General features: G+C 50.9%; 13 protein-coding genes and 2 pseudogenes. 6 read left to right on the top strand and 9 right to left on the bottom strand.

Going from position 1 to position 15,461, the window contains the following annotated elements:
- Positions 1-71 precede the first annotated feature (71 nt).
- From LK436_RS16395 to LK436_RS16370, 6 genes and pseudogenes are all read left to right on the top strand, one after another.
- Positions 72-1,493, top strand: a complete 1,422-nt coding sequence (locus LK436_RS16395; protein ID WP_015573243.1) for a uracil-xanthine permease family protein — start codon at positions 72-74, stop codon at positions 1,491-1,493.
- A 123-nt stretch (positions 1,494-1,616) separates the two neighbouring features.
- Positions 1,617-2,192 (top strand): annotated as a pseudogene (locus LK436_RS16390) (polysaccharide deacetylase family protein); the annotation flags it as partial.
- 217 nt (positions 2,193-2,409) lie between these two features.
- The gene (gene spo0A / locus LK436_RS16385; protein ID WP_008397304.1) at positions 2,410-3,216 is read left to right on the top strand and encodes a sporulation transcription factor Spo0A; all 807 of its coding nucleotides are present in this window, start codon (positions 2,410-2,412) and stop codon (positions 3,214-3,216) included.
- 185 nt (positions 3,217-3,401) lie between these two features.
- Positions 3,402-4,847 (top strand): glycogen synthase GlgA, encoded by a 1,446-nt coding sequence (gene glgA / locus LK436_RS16380; protein WP_015573244.1) that lies wholly within the window; start codon positions 3,402-3,404, stop codon positions 4,845-4,847.
- A gap of 220 nt (positions 4,848-5,067) precedes the next feature.
- A complete protein-coding gene (locus tag LK436_RS16375) occupies positions 5,068-5,586 on the top strand; it encodes an HD domain-containing protein (RefSeq protein ID WP_008397307.1) in 519 nt (172 codons plus the stop codon).
- Between the two features lie 42 nt (positions 5,587-5,628).
- Positions 5,629-6,087, top strand: a pseudogene (locus tag LK436_RS16370) (divergent PAP2 family protein).
- Positions 6,088-6,116: 29 nt separating this feature from the next.
- Here the strand turns inward: LK436_RS16370 and LK436_RS16365 are convergent.
- The 9 genes from LK436_RS16365 to LK436_RS16325 form a co-directional block, all read right to left on the bottom strand.
- Complete coding sequence (locus tag LK436_RS16365; protein WP_008397310.1) at positions 6,117-7,193, bottom strand: tetratricopeptide repeat protein; 1,077 nt, start codon at positions 7,191-7,193, stop codon at positions 6,117-6,119.
- Between the two features lie 63 nt (positions 7,194-7,256).
- Positions 7,257-7,991: a DUF5714 domain-containing protein gene (locus tag LK436_RS16360; RefSeq protein WP_044931102.1), complete on the bottom strand. Its 735-nt coding sequence runs from the start codon at positions 7,989-7,991 to the stop codon at positions 7,257-7,259.
- Between the two features lie 216 nt (positions 7,992-8,207).
- Entirely contained in the window at positions 8,208-9,332 is a 1,125-nt protein-coding gene (gene gltS / locus LK436_RS16355) for a sodium/glutamate symporter (protein ID WP_044931104.1), read from the bottom strand.
- A gap of 140 nt (positions 9,333-9,472) precedes the next feature.
- Positions 9,473-11,011, bottom strand: coding sequence for an LTA synthase family protein (locus tag LK436_RS16350; RefSeq protein WP_008397314.1), 1,539 nt, complete (start codon positions 11,009-11,011; stop codon positions 9,473-9,475).
- Complete coding sequence (locus tag LK436_RS16345) at positions 10,995-11,378, bottom strand: hypothetical protein (RefSeq protein WP_044931106.1); 384 nt, start codon at positions 11,376-11,378, stop codon at positions 10,995-10,997. Before LK436_RS16345 ends, LK436_RS16350 begins: the two co-directional genes overlap by 17 nt.
- A gap of 123 nt (positions 11,379-11,501) precedes the next feature.
- Complete coding sequence (gene bioA / locus LK436_RS16340; RefSeq protein WP_044931107.1) at positions 11,502-12,698, bottom strand: adenosylmethionine--8-amino-7-oxononanoate transaminase; 1,197 nt, start codon at positions 12,696-12,698, stop codon at positions 11,502-11,504.
- Between the two features lie 84 nt (positions 12,699-12,782).
- Positions 12,783-13,544 (bottom strand): dethiobiotin synthase, encoded by a 762-nt coding sequence (gene bioD / locus LK436_RS16335; RefSeq protein WP_008397318.1) that lies wholly within the window; start codon positions 13,542-13,544, stop codon positions 12,783-12,785.
- Positions 13,528-14,556, bottom strand: coding sequence for a biotin synthase BioB (gene bioB, locus LK436_RS16330; protein WP_008397320.1), 1,029 nt, complete (start codon positions 14,554-14,556; stop codon positions 13,528-13,530). The genes bioD and bioB overlap by 17 nt, the downstream gene beginning before the upstream one ends.
- Before the next feature lie 16 nt (positions 14,557-14,572).
- On the bottom strand, positions 14,573-15,154 hold the full coding sequence (locus LK436_RS16325; protein ID WP_008397321.1) for a biotin transporter BioY: 582 nt from the start codon (positions 15,152-15,154) through the stop codon (positions 14,573-14,575).
- Between the last annotated feature and the right edge of the window lie 307 nt (positions 15,155-15,461).

The following is a 15,461-nucleotide window of genomic DNA, read 5'->3' as shown; positions in this document are numbered from 1 at the left end:
TGGAAAGAGAAATACGGTATACTGTTAAGGCTGTGTTAAGAAAACGTAAAAATTCAAAGGAGAAAATGAGAATGAGTGAAAAGGAAACAAAGGGAGCTGAGTATGACTTTTATGGGAAGCTTCCCCTCAGAAAAGCAATTCCTCTCGGACTTCAGCACGTACTGGCAATGTTTGTCGGAAACCTTACCCCTCTTCTGATTATCACAGGTGCCTGCGGCCTGGCCAATACGCAGGAATTTGCCGGCCTTCAGGTGGATCTGCTTCAGAATGCCATGCTGGTGGCGGGAATCGTGACACTGGTTCAGCTCTATGCCATCGGCCCGGTGGGCGGAAAAGTTCCAATTATCATGGGAACCAGCTCCGGCTTTATCGGCGTATTTAACAGCGTCGTGGGTGTGATGGGAGGAGGAATTCTCTCCTATGGGGCGATCATGATGGCCTCGATTCTGGGCGGAATTTTCGAGGGAATCCTGGGTTTTTTCCTGAAGCCTCTTCGCCGGTTTTTCCCGGCACTGGTGACGGGAACCGTCGTGCTCTCCATCGGACTGTCCCTGATAGCTGTAGGCGTCAATTCTTTTGGAGGAGGGGATAAGGCGCCGGATTTTGGAAGCCTTGAAAACCTCTTTCTCGGAACCCTGGTTTTAGTTGTGATTATTGTTTTAAAGCATGGGACAAAGGGCATGACAAGCTCCTCTTCCATTCTGATCGGAATCATCGTGGGCTATGTTGCATCAGCGATTATGGGACTTATGCTTCCAACTGTCGGTGTCACGGCTGAGGGCGTGGAGTACACGAAGGCCTGGGTTCTCAACTGGGACAAGGTAGCTGAGGCCGGCTGGGTGTCCATCCCCAGGCTCATGCCTGTTAAGCCTGTGTTTGACTGGCGTGCCGTAATTCCGGTGATGATTATGTTTATCGTGACGGCAGTTGAGACAGTGGGAGACATCTCCGGCGTGACAGAGGGAGGAATGGGCCGCGAGGCCACAGACACAGAGCTGTCCGGCGGAATTATCTGTGATGGCCTTGGCTCCGCTTTTGCAGCTCTCTTCGGCGTTCTTCCCAACACCTCCTTCAGCCAGAATGTGGGGCTTGTGACCATGACAAAGATCGTAAACCGCTTTGCCCTTGCCACAGGAGCTGTTTTCCTGATTCTGTGCGGGCTTCTCCCAAAGCTTGCGGCCCTGATTTCCATTATGCCTCAGAGCGTGCTGGGCGGGGCAGCCGTCATGATGTTCTCATCCATTGTCATGAGCGGAATTCAGCTTATCACAAAGAAGCCTTTAACGCCAAGGAGCATTACGATTGTATCTGTGGCTCTTGGACTCGGATATGGCATCGGAGCCAACAGCGGGGTGCTCTCCCATCTTCCCCAGGGAGTGCAGCTTATTTTTGGAGGCTCTGGAATTGTGCCGGCGGCTCTGGTTGCCATTCTGCTGAATGTGCTCCTTCCAAATGAGAAGGGGGAGGCTGAAACGCAGACAGACAGAAAGTAAAAACAGAATAGCCATACGAAAGATAAAGCCCCGTCAGGGAGCGGACAAACCGCTTTCTGGCGGGGCTTTTTGCGGTTACAGGACTGCCGCAGGTAACCGCTTCCATGGGGAAACGAGGATACCAGACAGATAATGGACATTCTGGCAAAGCACAATGTGAAGGTTACGTTCTTTATGACAGGGGGATGGGTAGAAAAATTTCCGGAGGATGTAAAGTACATAGCCAGCCAGGGCCATGACCTTGGAAACCACAGTGAAAACCACAAAAACATGAGCCAGTTAAGCGAGACAGAGATTCAGAGTGAAATTCAGAAGGTGCATGACCGGGTGAAGGAACTTACAGGGACAGATATGACACTGTTTCGGCCGCCCTACGGGGATTACGACAACGAGGTAGTTGCTGTTGCTGATTCCATGGGCTATTACCCCGTACAGTGGGATATTGACAGTCTGGACTGGAAGGACTACGGTGCAGACTCCATCGTAGATAAGGTAGTAAATCACAAACACCTGGGAAACGGCTCCATTATCCTTATGCACAATGGGGCAAAATATACACCTCAGGCACTGGAGGCAGTGATCACAGGACTTCAAAGCAAGGGATATGAGCTGGTTCCTATTTCAGAGCTGATTAAAAAGGACAATTTTCACATAAATCACGAGGGAAGGCAGATTTCGGACGAAACAGCACAGCATTGAGAAGCCGGAAACAGATACAATAGGAAAAAAAGGAGCTTTCACACGGCCTGCCCTGAGAACAGAGGCAGGCTTTTGCGGGAGAGCTGCCGAAACGGGAGGAGGAAAGGAACATGAGATACGGGTAGAGCTGTCGAAATTTGCGTCTTAATATCATTGCAAGGGCAGTTTTTACAAGCTTATAATCGTTACGGAGAAAAAGTTAGGAGGAGTATGAAGCATGGCAGAATTAAACATTGCGATTGCGGATGATAACAGGCAGACTTTGGAGCTGCTTGGCGAAATACTGGAGGGAGAAAAGGATTACCATATCGTCGGAAAGGCGGATAATGGCAACGAAGCGTACAACATGATTTTGAAGACCAGACCAGATGTCGTATTAATGGATATTGTCATGCCGGGAATGGACGGAATATCTGTCATGGAGAAAATCAAGAGCAATACGGAGATGAAGGACAGCACATCCTTTATCATGGTAACAGCCGCAGGCAGTGAAAATCTGACAGCGGAGGCGTTCAAGCTGGGCGCCAGCTACTATATCATGAAACCGTTTACAAAAGAGATCATACTCGATAAGCTGCGAAGGCTGACGGGATATAAGAATAAAACGACAATGCTGTCGGGAAGCAGAAAAGTGAAGCCTTATGTCAATAAGGCGGAGTACATGGAGCAGAATCTGGAAAACGACGTAACCCAGATGCTCCACGAAATCGGTATCCCCGCCCACATTAAAGGGTATCAGTATCTGCGGGATGCCATTATCATTTCAGTGAAGGATCAGGAGATGTTAGCTTCTGTCACGAAGATCCTGTATCCGACCATTGCAAAGAAGCATGCGACCACGCCGAGCCGTGTAGAGAGAGCCATCCGCCATGCCATCGAAGTAGCATGGAACAGAGGGGAGATGGATACCATCAATGATCTGTTCGGCTATACTGTAAGCACCGGGAAGGGAAAGCCGACAAATTCCGAATTTATTGCGCTGATTGCCGATAAAATCCGGCTCGATTACAAGCGGATCTCGTAGTCAGAAGGCGGGCAGGACGGCAGCTTTGAGAGGAGAGCTGCAGGCCTGTTTCAGAAAGAATCAGACAAAAAATCATAATACTACCTTTCTAAATGTATAAATCTATTGTATAATAGCAGTATATCTGGACAAGGGGGCTCAAATTGGGGATTTGTCCGGCAATGAGATGAATGGGAGGTAGCAGGATGAAAAAAATTCTTTTTATAGCTTCAGAAGCGGTTCCTTTTATCAAGACAGGGGGTCTGGCGGACGTAGTCGGCTCTCTTCCGAAATGCTTTGACAAGCAGTATTTTGATGTAAGGGTTATGATTCCCAAATATCTCTGTATCAAGGAATCTTTCCGAAATGACATGAAATATCTGAACCATTTCTATATGGACTATCTGGGACAGAGCCGCTATGTAGGGATTCTTGAGTATGTCTATGAAGGAATCACCTTCTATTTTATTGACAATGAGAGCTATTTCTGCGGCTCCAGGCCTTACGGCGACTGGTACTGCGATCTGGAAAAATTTGCATTTTTCTCAAGAGCCGCCCTCTCAAGTCTGCCGGTGATCGGTTTCCAGCCGGATGTGGTGCACTGTCATGACTGGCAGACCGGCCTGATCCCTGTATTCTTAAAGGATAAATTCCATGAGGGCGAATTTTTCAGGAATATGAAGTCTGTTATGACTATTCACAACCTGAAATTCCAGGGTGTCTGGGATGTCAAGACGATCCAGCGGCTGTCCGGTCTCCCGGATTATTACTTCACTCCTGACAAGCTGGAAGCGTACAAGGACGGAAATATGTTAAAGGGCGGTCTCGTCTATGCAGATGCCATCACCACCGTAAGCAATACCTATGCAGAGGAGATCAAAACCCCGTTCTACGGAGAAGGGCTTGACGGTCTGATGCGGGCCAGGGCAAACAGCCTGCGGGGCATTGTGAACGGCATTGACTACGACGATTTCAATCCGGAGACAGATCCGATGATTGTCCAGAATTACAATGCGAAAACCTTCCGTAAGGAAAAGATTAAAAATAAGAGAGCGCTGCAGCAGCAGCTGGGACTTGAGCAGGATGATAAAAAATTTATGATAGGCGTGGTATCCCGTCTGACAGACCAGAAAGGCTTCGACCTGATTCAGTGCGTGATGGATGAGATCTGTACAGATGATGTGCAGCTTGTCGTGCTGGGAACAGGGGACGAGAAATATGAGAATATGTTCCGCCACTACGACTGGAAGTACAATGGACGCGTCTCCGCCAATATCTATTATTCTGAGGAGATGTCACACCGTATCTATGCGTCCTGCGACGCCTTCCTGATGCCGTCCCTTTTCGAGCCCTGCGGTTTAAGCCAGCTTATGGCTCTGCGCTACGGCACGGTGCCCATTGTCAGGGAAACAGGAGGACTTAAGGATACCGTGTGGCCCTACAATGAGTACGAGGGAACAGGAACCGGTTTTTCCTTTGCCAACTATAATGCCCATGAGATGTTGGATACCATCCGCTATGCAAAGCATGTGTATTACAACAGAAAACGCGAGTGGAACAAGATTATTGACAGGGGCATGGCAGTTGATTTCTCCTGGAAAACATCAGCTCTCAAGTATCAGGAACTCTATGACTGGCTGATCGGCTACTAAACAGGAAAACGTCCTTTGATTTACAGTGGACAGATGATATAATTTCTGCTACAATACGGGCAGAGAAGCAAATGGATAGAGCATCAGAGAATTCGCCGGGGGCACAGGTTTCAGTATCCCCGGCGAAAGCCGTCACCCGGAAAGGACATAGCTGCCCAGGCTGGGCTGCAGCCCCAGGGAGGGGAATTGGTCGGCAGTCAGGAAAGGAAGGAAAGAGAAAATGAGGCGCACAGGGCGTTTCGCAGGAGAGCAGCTGAGAGAATGGTACAGGGATCAGGGGTATCTGGAATGTGTGAGGGACATTTTAGAGCATCCTGCGTTTCAGTCCATGGATCAGTATATCCAGCATGGAGGGACAACGTGTCTGGAGCACTGTCTGCGTGTTTCGTACATGAGTTATCTGATCTGCAGAAGAAAGGGGCTTCACTTCTGTGAGGCGGCCAGAGGAGGCCTGCTTCACGATCTGTTTCTCTATGACTGGCATGTTCATGGAAGGGAGACCGGAGAACATTTTCATGGCTTCACCCATCCCAGGACAGCTCTTGAGAATGCTGAGAAATATTTTTCATTGACAGAGAGGGAGAGAAATCTGATTCTGCGCCATATGTGGCCCCTTACACCTCTGCCTCCCAAATACAGGGAGGGCTATGTTGTCATATATGCCGACAAGCTGTGCAGTCTGGAAGAAATCTGGCTGTCGGTGAGAAAAAAGCTGGGAGCTGCTCTGAAGGCCGCATGACAGAGCCTTTAGCATTTTTAGACAAGTGAACAGGAGACAGGAATGACAATTTATCAGGAAATAACGGGAAACCAGGTATTGATGAGCGGTGTGATCGGCTGGATCGTGGCTCAGGTATTAAAGACAATTATTGACATTGCCCTGAACAGGTCTTTTAACCCGGAGAGACTGACGGGCTCAGGGGGAATGCCCAGCTCCCATTCCTCAACGGTGTGCGCGCTGACGACTGCCTCTGCCTACTGCTATGGCTTCGGCAGCTTTGAGTTTGCCATCAGCTTTCTGTTCGCCATGGTGGTGATGTATGATGCCATCGGCGTCCGCCAGGAAACAGGAAAGTAGGCAAAGGTACTCAACAGCCTGCTGTTTGAAAATCTTCTGAAGCTGGATTCTGTGGTGCTCCAGGAAAAGCTCAAGGAGTATGTGGGGCATACGCCTCTCCAGGTGTTCGCAGGAGCTGTGCTGGGAATCGCGATTGCAGTATTTATGAACCAGTTCTATTAAAAAGGCGCAAAAGGCGGGAGCTTATGGGTCTAACTCATAAGCCCCGCCTCATTTTCGCTCTCCCTCACTTTAAAAAGGAGCTCACGGCCGTTTTCCGCTCCGGCATAGGCCAGCAGCATACTGCAGTCTATATCAAAGATGACGGAGGAAAGCAGGTATTCCTCCCCCTCCCATTCCATGCTGGCCGGATAGCGTCCCTCGTCAAGCTGGCGCTTCTGGGCAGCCAGCCAGGTCAGATCCATTTTGGAGAGAGCTGCCTCGTTCATGCGGAATACGCAGTTGATCTCCTGGGCATCTGACCAGTACCGAAAGCTGCAGTAGGGACAGTCCGCCTTCCATCCGGCAGGAGAGAACAGCTCCTTTATCTGGGCCAGGGCTTTTTTGTCGCAGACAATCCCAGCCACAGAGAGCTTTTTAAAATAATCGTCATCCATAAGCCCGTTCTGGAGATCCTGATCACACGCAGGATCAATGTAGTGAAACTCCATTTCCTCCAGGGAACGGCCCTCCTGTATCTCTCTTAGCAGAGTGAGGAATTCGTAGTCTCCAGGCTCCAGGAGAAGCCCCTGCCGGACGGCTTCCAGAGCCTCCTTCTTACGGCCAAAGTGGCATCTCAGCTTGGCAAGCTGAAGAAATCCCCAGGGATACTTGGGATCCTCCAGGACGCCCTTTTCAGAAATGCCCAGGGCCTCCTCCAGGCGCCCGCAGTACATCAGGCAACAGGAGTAGCGGTAATACCAGGCTCCGCAGCCGGCTGCGTTTTGCTCTGAGGAGGGCATCCACTGGGCCGCCATGTAATAGTGCTCGTAGTCGTCGAGATTGTTGCAGGCATAGGCGTACCAGAGAGCAATCTCCAGATCAGCGCGCGCCTCCTCCTCTGTAAAACGGCCGCTTTCAATTCCTTTCTCGATAAAATTCTCCAGATATTCCAGCATTTTCCCAAAATATCCCTGAGTGCCCTCACAGAAGCCCTCCAGGGTCTTAATATCCTTTTTAGACAGCAGGGAGGAGGGCTTTTTTGCTGGGCGTGTCTTCTTTCCTTTTTTTTCTTTATTTGCTGCTGGGGCCTCTTTCTGTTTCCCGCCGCCGTTTTCCTGTTTTTTCATTGACAAATACCACCTTTTCGTTCATTTCAGAGGAAGAGTCTCCGGGCAGTCCCTTCAGGCAGCTCAGTTTTCCCCTGTTCGTTGGCTGTTATAGGGGCAGGACGCCCCAAGGCACTGTTCATTTCTGCCAGACATGTGACAGATAATGGACTCCGGCGCCTCCAGATCGATGTGGAAATGTTCACGGATGAATTCTGCGGCTGTTATCAGCGCCGTATAGGAATCCCGCTTGCAGCACCGGGGACCTCCGATGGCTCCGATAGCGGAGAGGCACCTGGCCGTCATCTGGTTGGCCAGGCCCCATTCACGGCCTGACAGGGGGGTGGCCTCTGTCAGGATGCTCACAGTGATGCCTGCGCTTATGCCGGCTCCGCAGGAGCCCCACTGGCCGCAGATTCCGCCGGGAACCTGTGAACCGCGCTCACGCATGGCAAGGAGAGCAGGCTCCAGTTCAAAGCCTGCCCCGCAGTTTTTGCAGGCTGCCAGCAGAGCAGAGCCTACCAGGACATGATGTTCCGGCCCATGCATATGGATCTGGGGGAAGCGGATCAGCTCCTGCATAATAGCTACAGGATTTTTCTGCTTTGTGTGAAGACAGAAACTGTAGATGACCTGCAGAGCGTCCTTCTCGTGGCAGGAGTCGCAGATGTAGTGTCCGTTTTCGCAGCGCGCATTGGATAGGAAATGGCCGTGGCAGAGGACGCACTCAACCGGCTCCATCTGCCGGGTATATACCAGAGGGGCGCCGCAAATCAGGCACCCGGATGGTGTGTGGGACGTGTTGTCTGATGCTTTCATTTTAAAAATCTCCTGTTTTTTTACTATTTTGGATGGAAAAAGAGGAAAAGTCAATAGGAACTGGCAATATGGCTAAACTGTTACAGAATATGGTTGCAGACAATATGGGCAGGGAGACGGGAAAATGCAGTAGCAGGGAAAAAAGGGGACACCGGCGGCCGTATAGCGGCCGCCGGTGTCCCGGCATGTTCATGTTCAGAAAATTTGATCCGCCTGCTAGTGCAGAACGTTCATGAATGTGGTCAGAACCATGGAGTTGCAGAAGTCGATGAAAAGGCTTCCTACTAACGGCACGATGAAGAATGCGCGCGGCGCAGGGCCATAGTGCTCTGCAAGGGCTTTCATGTTAGCCATAGCGTTAGGCGTAGCGCCCATACCGAAACCGCAGAAAGCGCTGGTCATAGCCGCTGCCTCGTAGTCGCGTCCCATGATATTGAAGATAACGAAGTTTGCGTACAGGAACATGATGAATGTCTGAACCAGAAGGATGACAATCATCGGAAGAGCCAGAGCAGCCAGCTGCCACAGGCAGAGGTTCATCATGGCCATGGCCAGGTAAAGGTTCAGGGAAAGGCCTCCCAGAGTATCGATCTCATCCATCGGAAGATCATGGCCGGAAACATCCCAGATATTTCTGATGGCGGCTGCACAGAGCATGGCTCCGATATAAGCCGGCATGGTAATGTGAACCATGTCAAAGCCGCTCATGATCAGGGTGCCGACGCCGATAGCGATGGCTAAGAAAACAGCTGCGGTTGTGAACTTCTGGCTGTCGATAGCGACAGCTGTGTCAGCCTGCGCATTTCCCTCTTCAGCTGCTGTGGATTTCAGATGAAGTTTTTCAACTCTGCGGCGGGCAATCGGGCCGCCCATCATACTTCCAGATACAAGTCCATATGTAGCTGCCGCCAATGCGACGGTGAGAGCACCGGAAACACCGTAGGTTTCCTCAAGAAGAGGACCGAAGGAGCCGGATGTTCCGTGACCGCCTACTAACGGGATGGAGCCCATGCACAGTCCAAGGAGCGGATCCAGACCGAAGGCAGCTGCCAGACCGCTTCCGACTGCATCCTGAATAACACACATTAAAATGGAGAGCGCCAGGAAAATAAATACCTGGATGCCGCCCTTCTTCAGGAGACGGAAGCAGGCGGTAAAACCGACGCTGCAGAAGAATACGGTCATCAGAATAGTCTGAATGGTCGTATCGAAAGCGAACTCCAGAATACCGGCGCTGTGAAGAGCCAGATGAAGAAGAGCGAAAACAAGTCCGCCGGCCACCGGAGCCGGGATCCAGGAGGAAAAAGAGAGGCGTACGTTCCGGAGAAGATCCGGGCTCACCGCCGGCGGACATAAGCTGGGCGAGTGGCTGAACTAAACAGGACAGAAAAGAATACGGAAAAATAAGAAAAAGGTAATTTTTTTGCTTCGCAAATTGCGGGAGATAAAAAAATTACCTTTTTCTGTCCTTACAGGATTCTCTATTTCTCTTCCGCTTCCTCTCCGTACAGAAGAACGCTGTCGTAAAATTCTGACTTCATGTTGAGCTGGGAGATGACCTCCTCCTGCCCGAACTCATCCACGATGGTGCCGCGCTCAGAAAACAGGTTTGTGCCAAGCCCCAGCCGGTCGCCCTCAATTTCCACACCCATGGCAGCCAGCGTCGTTGGAAAGAGATCCATGGTGCAGGCTGTGTGATTCCTGTCAGCGGGAACGGCGGCCGGGTTGATAAAGCAGTAGTATACGCCTCTGTCATAGGAGCCGTCGTCGGGGGCGTAGCCGGAAACCATGGTGGCGTGATCGCCGGTAACGACAACGGTGGTGTTCTCATACCAGGGCTGCTCCATGATCCACTGGACAAACTGTACGGTCTGGCGGCTGGAACAGTGGAGGACGTTGCTGTACTGGTCTTCAAACTCGTCATCGCAGAGGCGGCATATGTAGCCGTTGGGATTGTGGGTATCCACCGTCAGCATGGTAAAGTTAAAGGGCTGTGAACCGGCGGCAAGCTTGGAGAGCTCCTCCTTTGCATATTCAAAGAGCTTTTCATCCTCAATTCCCCACCAGCCTATATCGTAGTCGTCGGGAACCTTGTCAAGCCGCTTGGCAGTGCCGAAATCCCAGATTTCATAGCTGCCGTGATCCTTAAAATACTGATCTCTTCCGGCAAAGCTGGCGTAGGAGCCCACCATCAGCATGTTCCGGTAGCCGGCATCTTCCAGCACCTCCCCCAGGGTGACTGCCCCGGGAAGAAAGGAGCCATATTTGCTCATGGAATTTTTCTCCACGGGAATCTTCAGGGGAAGTCCCGAGGTCTGGGCAACCATGGCGGCGATGGTCCAGGTGGAGGTCAGGGGAAGGATGCCCTGGCTGCCGTCCGGACCGAGCTGAAAGGTCACATTCTGCTTTGCCAGTTCTGTCAGCTCCGGTATGGCATTTTCTTCCATGTTTCCGCCGTTTTCTCTGTCCTCAAAGGTCTTCTCCATGGATTCCAGATAAATGTAGACGAGATTTCGCTTCTTTTCCGGGAAGGACAGCAGGGAGGATTCCGGTTTTACATACTGCTCCTCGATAAAGGAGCTCTTGTGAAACTGGTTGTAGAGATAATCTCCGATGTTCAGCATACTGTCTGTGCCGGCAGCCATGAATACGAGGCCGAACACGAGAAGCAGAGCCATGGCCCTGGAAAAGGCCCGGTCAGTCAGCTCCAGAAGCCACCGTTTCTGTCCGAAGCGGATGTCCAGGCAGGTGTAGGTTTTTTTGCGGCGCAGATACAGGCAGCATCTTCCGAATACGGCAGCAGCGATGACAAAAACCACCAGAGCCGGCAGCAGAGCAGTTTTCAGATAGCTAAATATGTACTCTGTGTTGACCCCGTCCAGGGGGACATTCAGGTGGAAAACAATTTCCTCCATGCTGATGCTGCCGTAGGTTCTCACCGCCCACCAGGCAGAAAAGTAGCACAGGAGGGTGAAAAAGCACAGGAAGGACAGACTCAGTTTTTTAGCTCTCACTCTCATTTTTATCCACCCTCTTCTTCTGCTCTACGCTGATACTTAAATTAAAAGACACAACCTTGGCGGCCACGGCCAGGACGATGGCCGTTATGCAGGCCGTTATCAGATAGCGGACAGACAGAATATTGTCGCCGAAGCGTCCGCCGGAAGCCATCCGGTTAATGGGGATAAAGATGGAGCCCACGGCCATGGCCGCGGCGTTTACCACCCCTGTAAAGGCAAGATACTTGAGCAGAAGGTTTACCAGCCACTCCGGGCTTCCCTCACGCCTTCTGTTTTCGCAGACAAAAGCCGCCCGCTTGAACTCCATCCGTTCATAGATGAGAAGAGCAAGGGCGGGCGGACAAAACAGATAAATAAATGAAAACACTTCAATTCCTCCATTTTACCGTCGTTTTACTCTGATTTGACATAATACGACATGATTATAGCGGAAAATGAAGGGTTTATCAATGGAGAAAACAGGGGAAAGCAAAGGTTTTTCGCCTGTTTATTAATGAAACCTGGAAAACCACTCCTTCATTGTGTCAAAAATCTGTATCAGCTGGGAATCTTCTATTATATAAGGCACCATTGTATACATATAGCTGAGGAATGGCCGGCTGAATACTCCGTGCTGATACGCGAATTCCTGAAAGCCGTCAAGGACGTCCGGAGAGACGGTCTCCACACAGGTACAGCCCCCCATGATCCGGATTTCGCGAATCAGAGGGGAGGATAAGTCTTTGAGCTCTCTTCTGGATACTTCCTCAATATGGGCAATTTTCTCCATATAGTTTCCTGATTCAAACAGTTCTATGGAGGCTAAAGCTGCGCGGCAGGCGAGGGCATTTCCCATAAAGGTGGGGCCGTGCATCAGCGCAAGAGCCGGATCATCCCCGTAAAAGCCCTGGTATACTTTTGCGCCGGCCACGGTAACGGCATGGCCGATATAGCCTCCGGTGAGAGCTTTTCCCAGAACCAAGATGTCCGGGCAGACCAGATCAGATACAAACCGATGCCCGGTCCGTCCAAATCCGGTGGCCACCTCGTCAAAAATGAGGAGCACCCCATACGTATCACAGAGCTCTCTGGCCTTTTCCAGGAAGGAGATATCGTACATTCTCATTCCGCCTGCACCCTGCAGAAGCGGCTCCACGATAAAGCAGTAAAGTTCTCTGTGGAAGCGGAGGAAGGCATCCTCCAGGTCCTGGATTCTGGTAGGGATATGGATGACGTTTTCTTTCTTTTTAAATGCAAAGTGGTAATCCTCATCGTCACCGACCTCCATGGCCTTAAAGGTATCTCCGTGGTAGGAGTGAGTCAGGGAGAGAACCTTCGTCCGTCCTTCCTCTCCTTTATTTACATAATACTGAAAAGCCATTTTCAGCGCCACCTCCACTCCCACACTGCCGGAGTCGGAAAAGAAACAGTAGTTCAGGTCTCCGGGAAGCCACTGGCGGAGTCTGGCGGCAAGCCGTTCTGCCGGTTCGTGGGTCAGGCCTCCCAGCATCACATGAGAAAAATGGTCGGCCTGAGATTTAATGGCTTCTGTGAGAACCGGATGCTTATAGCCATGTATCACGCTCCACCAGGAAGATACCGAGTCAATTAAGCGGGCGTCCTCCGTATAGAGATAGACGCCTTCGGCATCGACGATGGAATAGGGCGGCTTCATGGTTTTCATCTGCTGGTATGGATACCAGATCATAAGTTTTTCCTCCTTATTTGGAAAGTATAAAAGATTATAAATTGATGGCATGGCGACAGAGCGGACAGCGGCAGGCAGGCTCTGTCAGGATTTCTCGTACAGGGAAAGCAGTACCTCTGGTTCTATGGAAAGCTCTGTATCGCCGGGCTTTACACAGGCCAGAACGGGAAGCCCGGTGACAGCTTCGCACATCCTTCGGTTATCCTCCTCCATCACGTCTCCCGGGTGAAACCGGTTCAGAATGATTCCCTTTACAGGAATTTTGTGCTGCTTCAGATAGAAAGCAGTCAGTCCCGCTGCGTTGATGGTTCCAAGGCCTGCGTCGGCCACAAGGATGCAGGGCAGGTTCAGAGCCTTAATCAGATCCTCCAGAAATATTTTCTGGCTGTCAAAGCGAAGGGGGCAGAGGATTCCTCCGGCTCCTTCCACGGTGACGCAGTCAAAGGAGGAAAGGAGAGAGGAAAACTGCGCCTTCACATTCGGGAGAACCAGAGGATTTCCCTCAAGGCGGGCAGCCAGATGGGGAGAAAAGGCCTGCTCATAGACGTAGGGGCACATGGTCTCAAGCGGCTGGCTGATGCCGGAAAACTCCTTTACAAATGCAGCGTCTCCCGGAATCAGAAGGCCGTCTTTTCTTTCGTTTCCGCTGACCGCGGCTTTAAAATAGGCCGCATGTCTGCCCAGCTGCCGGAGCTTTTTTACAATCAGGGCCGTTACATAGGTTTTTCCCACATCCGTTCCCGTTCCGGTGACGAAGAGGGAACGCCCGGAAGGGATACATGCTGTATTGTTTTGTCTTTCTGTATTTTGCTTTTCTGCTGTTTTTGTGTTAAATCTGCCTTTCATCTCTCACCTCATAGCCAAGACGGCGGATCAGTTCTCTGTCTGTCTCAAAGGAATATCCGGAGGTGGTGAGCATATCCCCGCTGATGGCGGCATTGGCTCCGCTCTGGAAGCATGCCTCTCCCTTGTCGGCGAGAAGCCCCCGTCCGCCAGCCAGACGGATGGAACCGTCCGGGATGAGAAAGCGAAAGATGGCGACGGTGCGCCTCAGCTCATCATTGCTGAGAACGGGATTGTGGGCAAAAGGAGTTCCCGGGATCGGATTTAACAGATTGACCGGAACAGATTTTACGCCAAGGCTGCGGATCGAGAGAACCATATCGATCCGATCCTCCATGGTTTCCCCCAATCCTATGATTCCCCCGGAACATAGTTCAAGGCCGGCCCTCCTGGCCGCCTTCAGTGTCTCTGTTTTTTCCTGCCAGGTGTGGGTGGTGCAGACAGAGGGAAAAAAACGCTCAGAGGACTCCAGATTGCAGTGAACGCGGGAAACGCCTGCCAGGCGAAGCTTTGTAAACTGAGCCTCATTTAAAAGCCCGAAGGAAACACAGACGCGGATATTGGTCTGCCGTCTGATCTGGCGTATGCTTCCGCAGACATTGTCGATCTCGGCATCGGAGAGCCGCTTACCGGAAGTAACTATAGAATAGCGTAGGACTCCGTGGGCGGCATTGAACCGGGCCTGTCTTACCAGCTCTTCTGATGAGAGGAGGGGATATTCCTCCGTGCAGGAGGTATGATAATGGACACTCTGGGCGCAGTATCTGCAGTCCTCCGAACAGCGCCCGCACTTTCCGTTTACAATGGAGCACAGATCAAAGTTATTTCCGCAGAAATGGGAGCGTATTTCATCGGCAGCCTGGCACAGCTCAAAAAGAGGCTCGTCTGCCAGCAAAACTGCATCCTCCCGGGAGAGAAGTTCTCCGTCAAGCACCCGCCTTTTGGCAGAGTTCAGGAAAGAACTGCCGCAGGGGGATGAGATGCTTTTGGTATTTTTGTTTTCAGCAGAATTCATAGTTTTACCTCACATTCTAAAAAGTTGACAAAAACAGCGGCCTCAGGCGGAAATAGAGGACTGCGGCCAGAATACACAGGCAAATATCTCCGGGAACGGCCAGGATGAAACAGTAGAGGAACAGGGGCCAAAGGCCAATGGGCGTCTGTATAACATAGTTGGAAATGAGATAGTAATACAGCATGCCGATTCCGTAGACGATAAAAAGGCCTGCAAAGTTACATAAGAGGATGAAACGGAGGGAAGGGATTTTCCGGCTCCAGGCCAGTTTTCCGGTCACATAACTGGCGAGGAAGAAGCCGATCAGATAGCCGAAGCTGGGCTTTCCAAGATACCAGATTCCTCCTCCCTCGGCGAAAATAGGGAGCCCCATAAGACCTAAAAGGATATAGGCCCCCACACAGAAGGCCCCGTCTCTTCCGCCCAGAAGCAGGCCTGCAAGCATGGTGAATAAAAGCTGGAGAGTAAAAGGGACAACCGGTACAGGTATCCTGATAAAAGCTCCCGCAGAGATCAGCGCTGTGAACAGGGCGCACAGGGTAAGCCTCAGGGCTCTGGAGCCCTGTCTTCGGGACATTTGAAGATCATTCTGAAACATAGTTTTCTCCTTTGCTGTGTTGAAATGTAAAGGTAGTATATCTGGAAAAAGAATAATTGTCAACTATATAATAAAAATAGTTTACAATTAAAAATCACTCAGGGAAAGGGAGGTATGGGAAAAAATAGCGCGGCTATAGGCTGCTTAAGACAGATAATATTTTAAGATTACAGGGATTTTACAAAAAAGACACAGAATTTTCACAAAAAATTAGCACTCGACTATTGACAGTGCTAATAATAGTGCTATAATAAGGGCGTAAAGAGAAAGAGGGATGAAGAGAGACGGAAAGAAGTGAAGAGCTTCT

Origin of the sequence: Clostridium sp. M62/1 (genome assembly GCF_020736365.1) — a bacterium.
Taxonomy (GTDB): domain Bacteria; phylum Bacillota; class Clostridia; order Lachnospirales; family Lachnospiraceae; genus Otoolea; species Otoolea saccharolyticum_A.
Note: the sequence above shows the minus strand (reverse complement) of the source record. Positions and strands in the feature narration are given on the sequence as shown.

Excerpts from the sequence above, each read along its gene's own strand:
- LK436_RS16395 (WP_015573243.1), top strand. The coding sequence starts at position 72 with ATGAGTGAAAAGGAAACAAAGGGAGCTGAGTATGACTTTTATGGGAAG.
- spo0A (WP_008397304.1), top strand. The coding sequence starts at position 2,410 with ATGGCAGAATTAAACATTGCGATTGCGGATGATAACAGGCAGACTTTG.
- glgA (WP_015573244.1), top strand. The coding sequence starts at position 3,402 with ATGAAAAAAATTCTTTTTATAGCTTCAGAAGCGGTTCCTTTTATCAAG.
- LK436_RS16375 (WP_008397307.1), top strand. The coding sequence starts at position 5,068 with ATGAGGCGCACAGGGCGTTTCGCAGGAGAGCAGCTGAGAGAATGGTAC.
- LK436_RS16365 (WP_008397310.1), bottom strand. The coding sequence starts at position 7,193 with ATGAAAAAACAGGAAAACGGCGGCGGGAAACAGAAAGAGGCCCCAGCA.
- LK436_RS16360 (WP_044931102.1), bottom strand. The coding sequence starts at position 7,991 with ATGAAAGCATCAGACAACACGTCCCACACACCATCCGGGTGCCTGATT.
- LK436_RS16350 (WP_008397314.1), bottom strand. The coding sequence starts at position 11,011 with ATGAGAGTGAGAGCTAAAAAACTGAGTCTGTCCTTCCTGTGCTTTTTC.
- bioA (WP_044931107.1), bottom strand. The coding sequence starts at position 12,698 with ATGATCTGGTATCCATACCAGCAGATGAAAACCATGAAGCCGCCCTAT.
- bioD (WP_008397318.1), bottom strand. The coding sequence starts at position 13,544 with ATGAAAGGCAGATTTAACACAAAAACAGCAGAAAAGCAAAATACAGAA.
- bioB (WP_008397320.1), bottom strand. The coding sequence starts at position 14,556 with ATGAATTCTGCTGAAAACAAAAATACCAAAAGCATCTCATCCCCCTGC.
- LK436_RS16325 (WP_008397321.1), bottom strand. The coding sequence starts at position 15,154 with ATGTTTCAGAATGATCTTCAAATGTCCCGAAGACAGGGCTCCAGAGCC.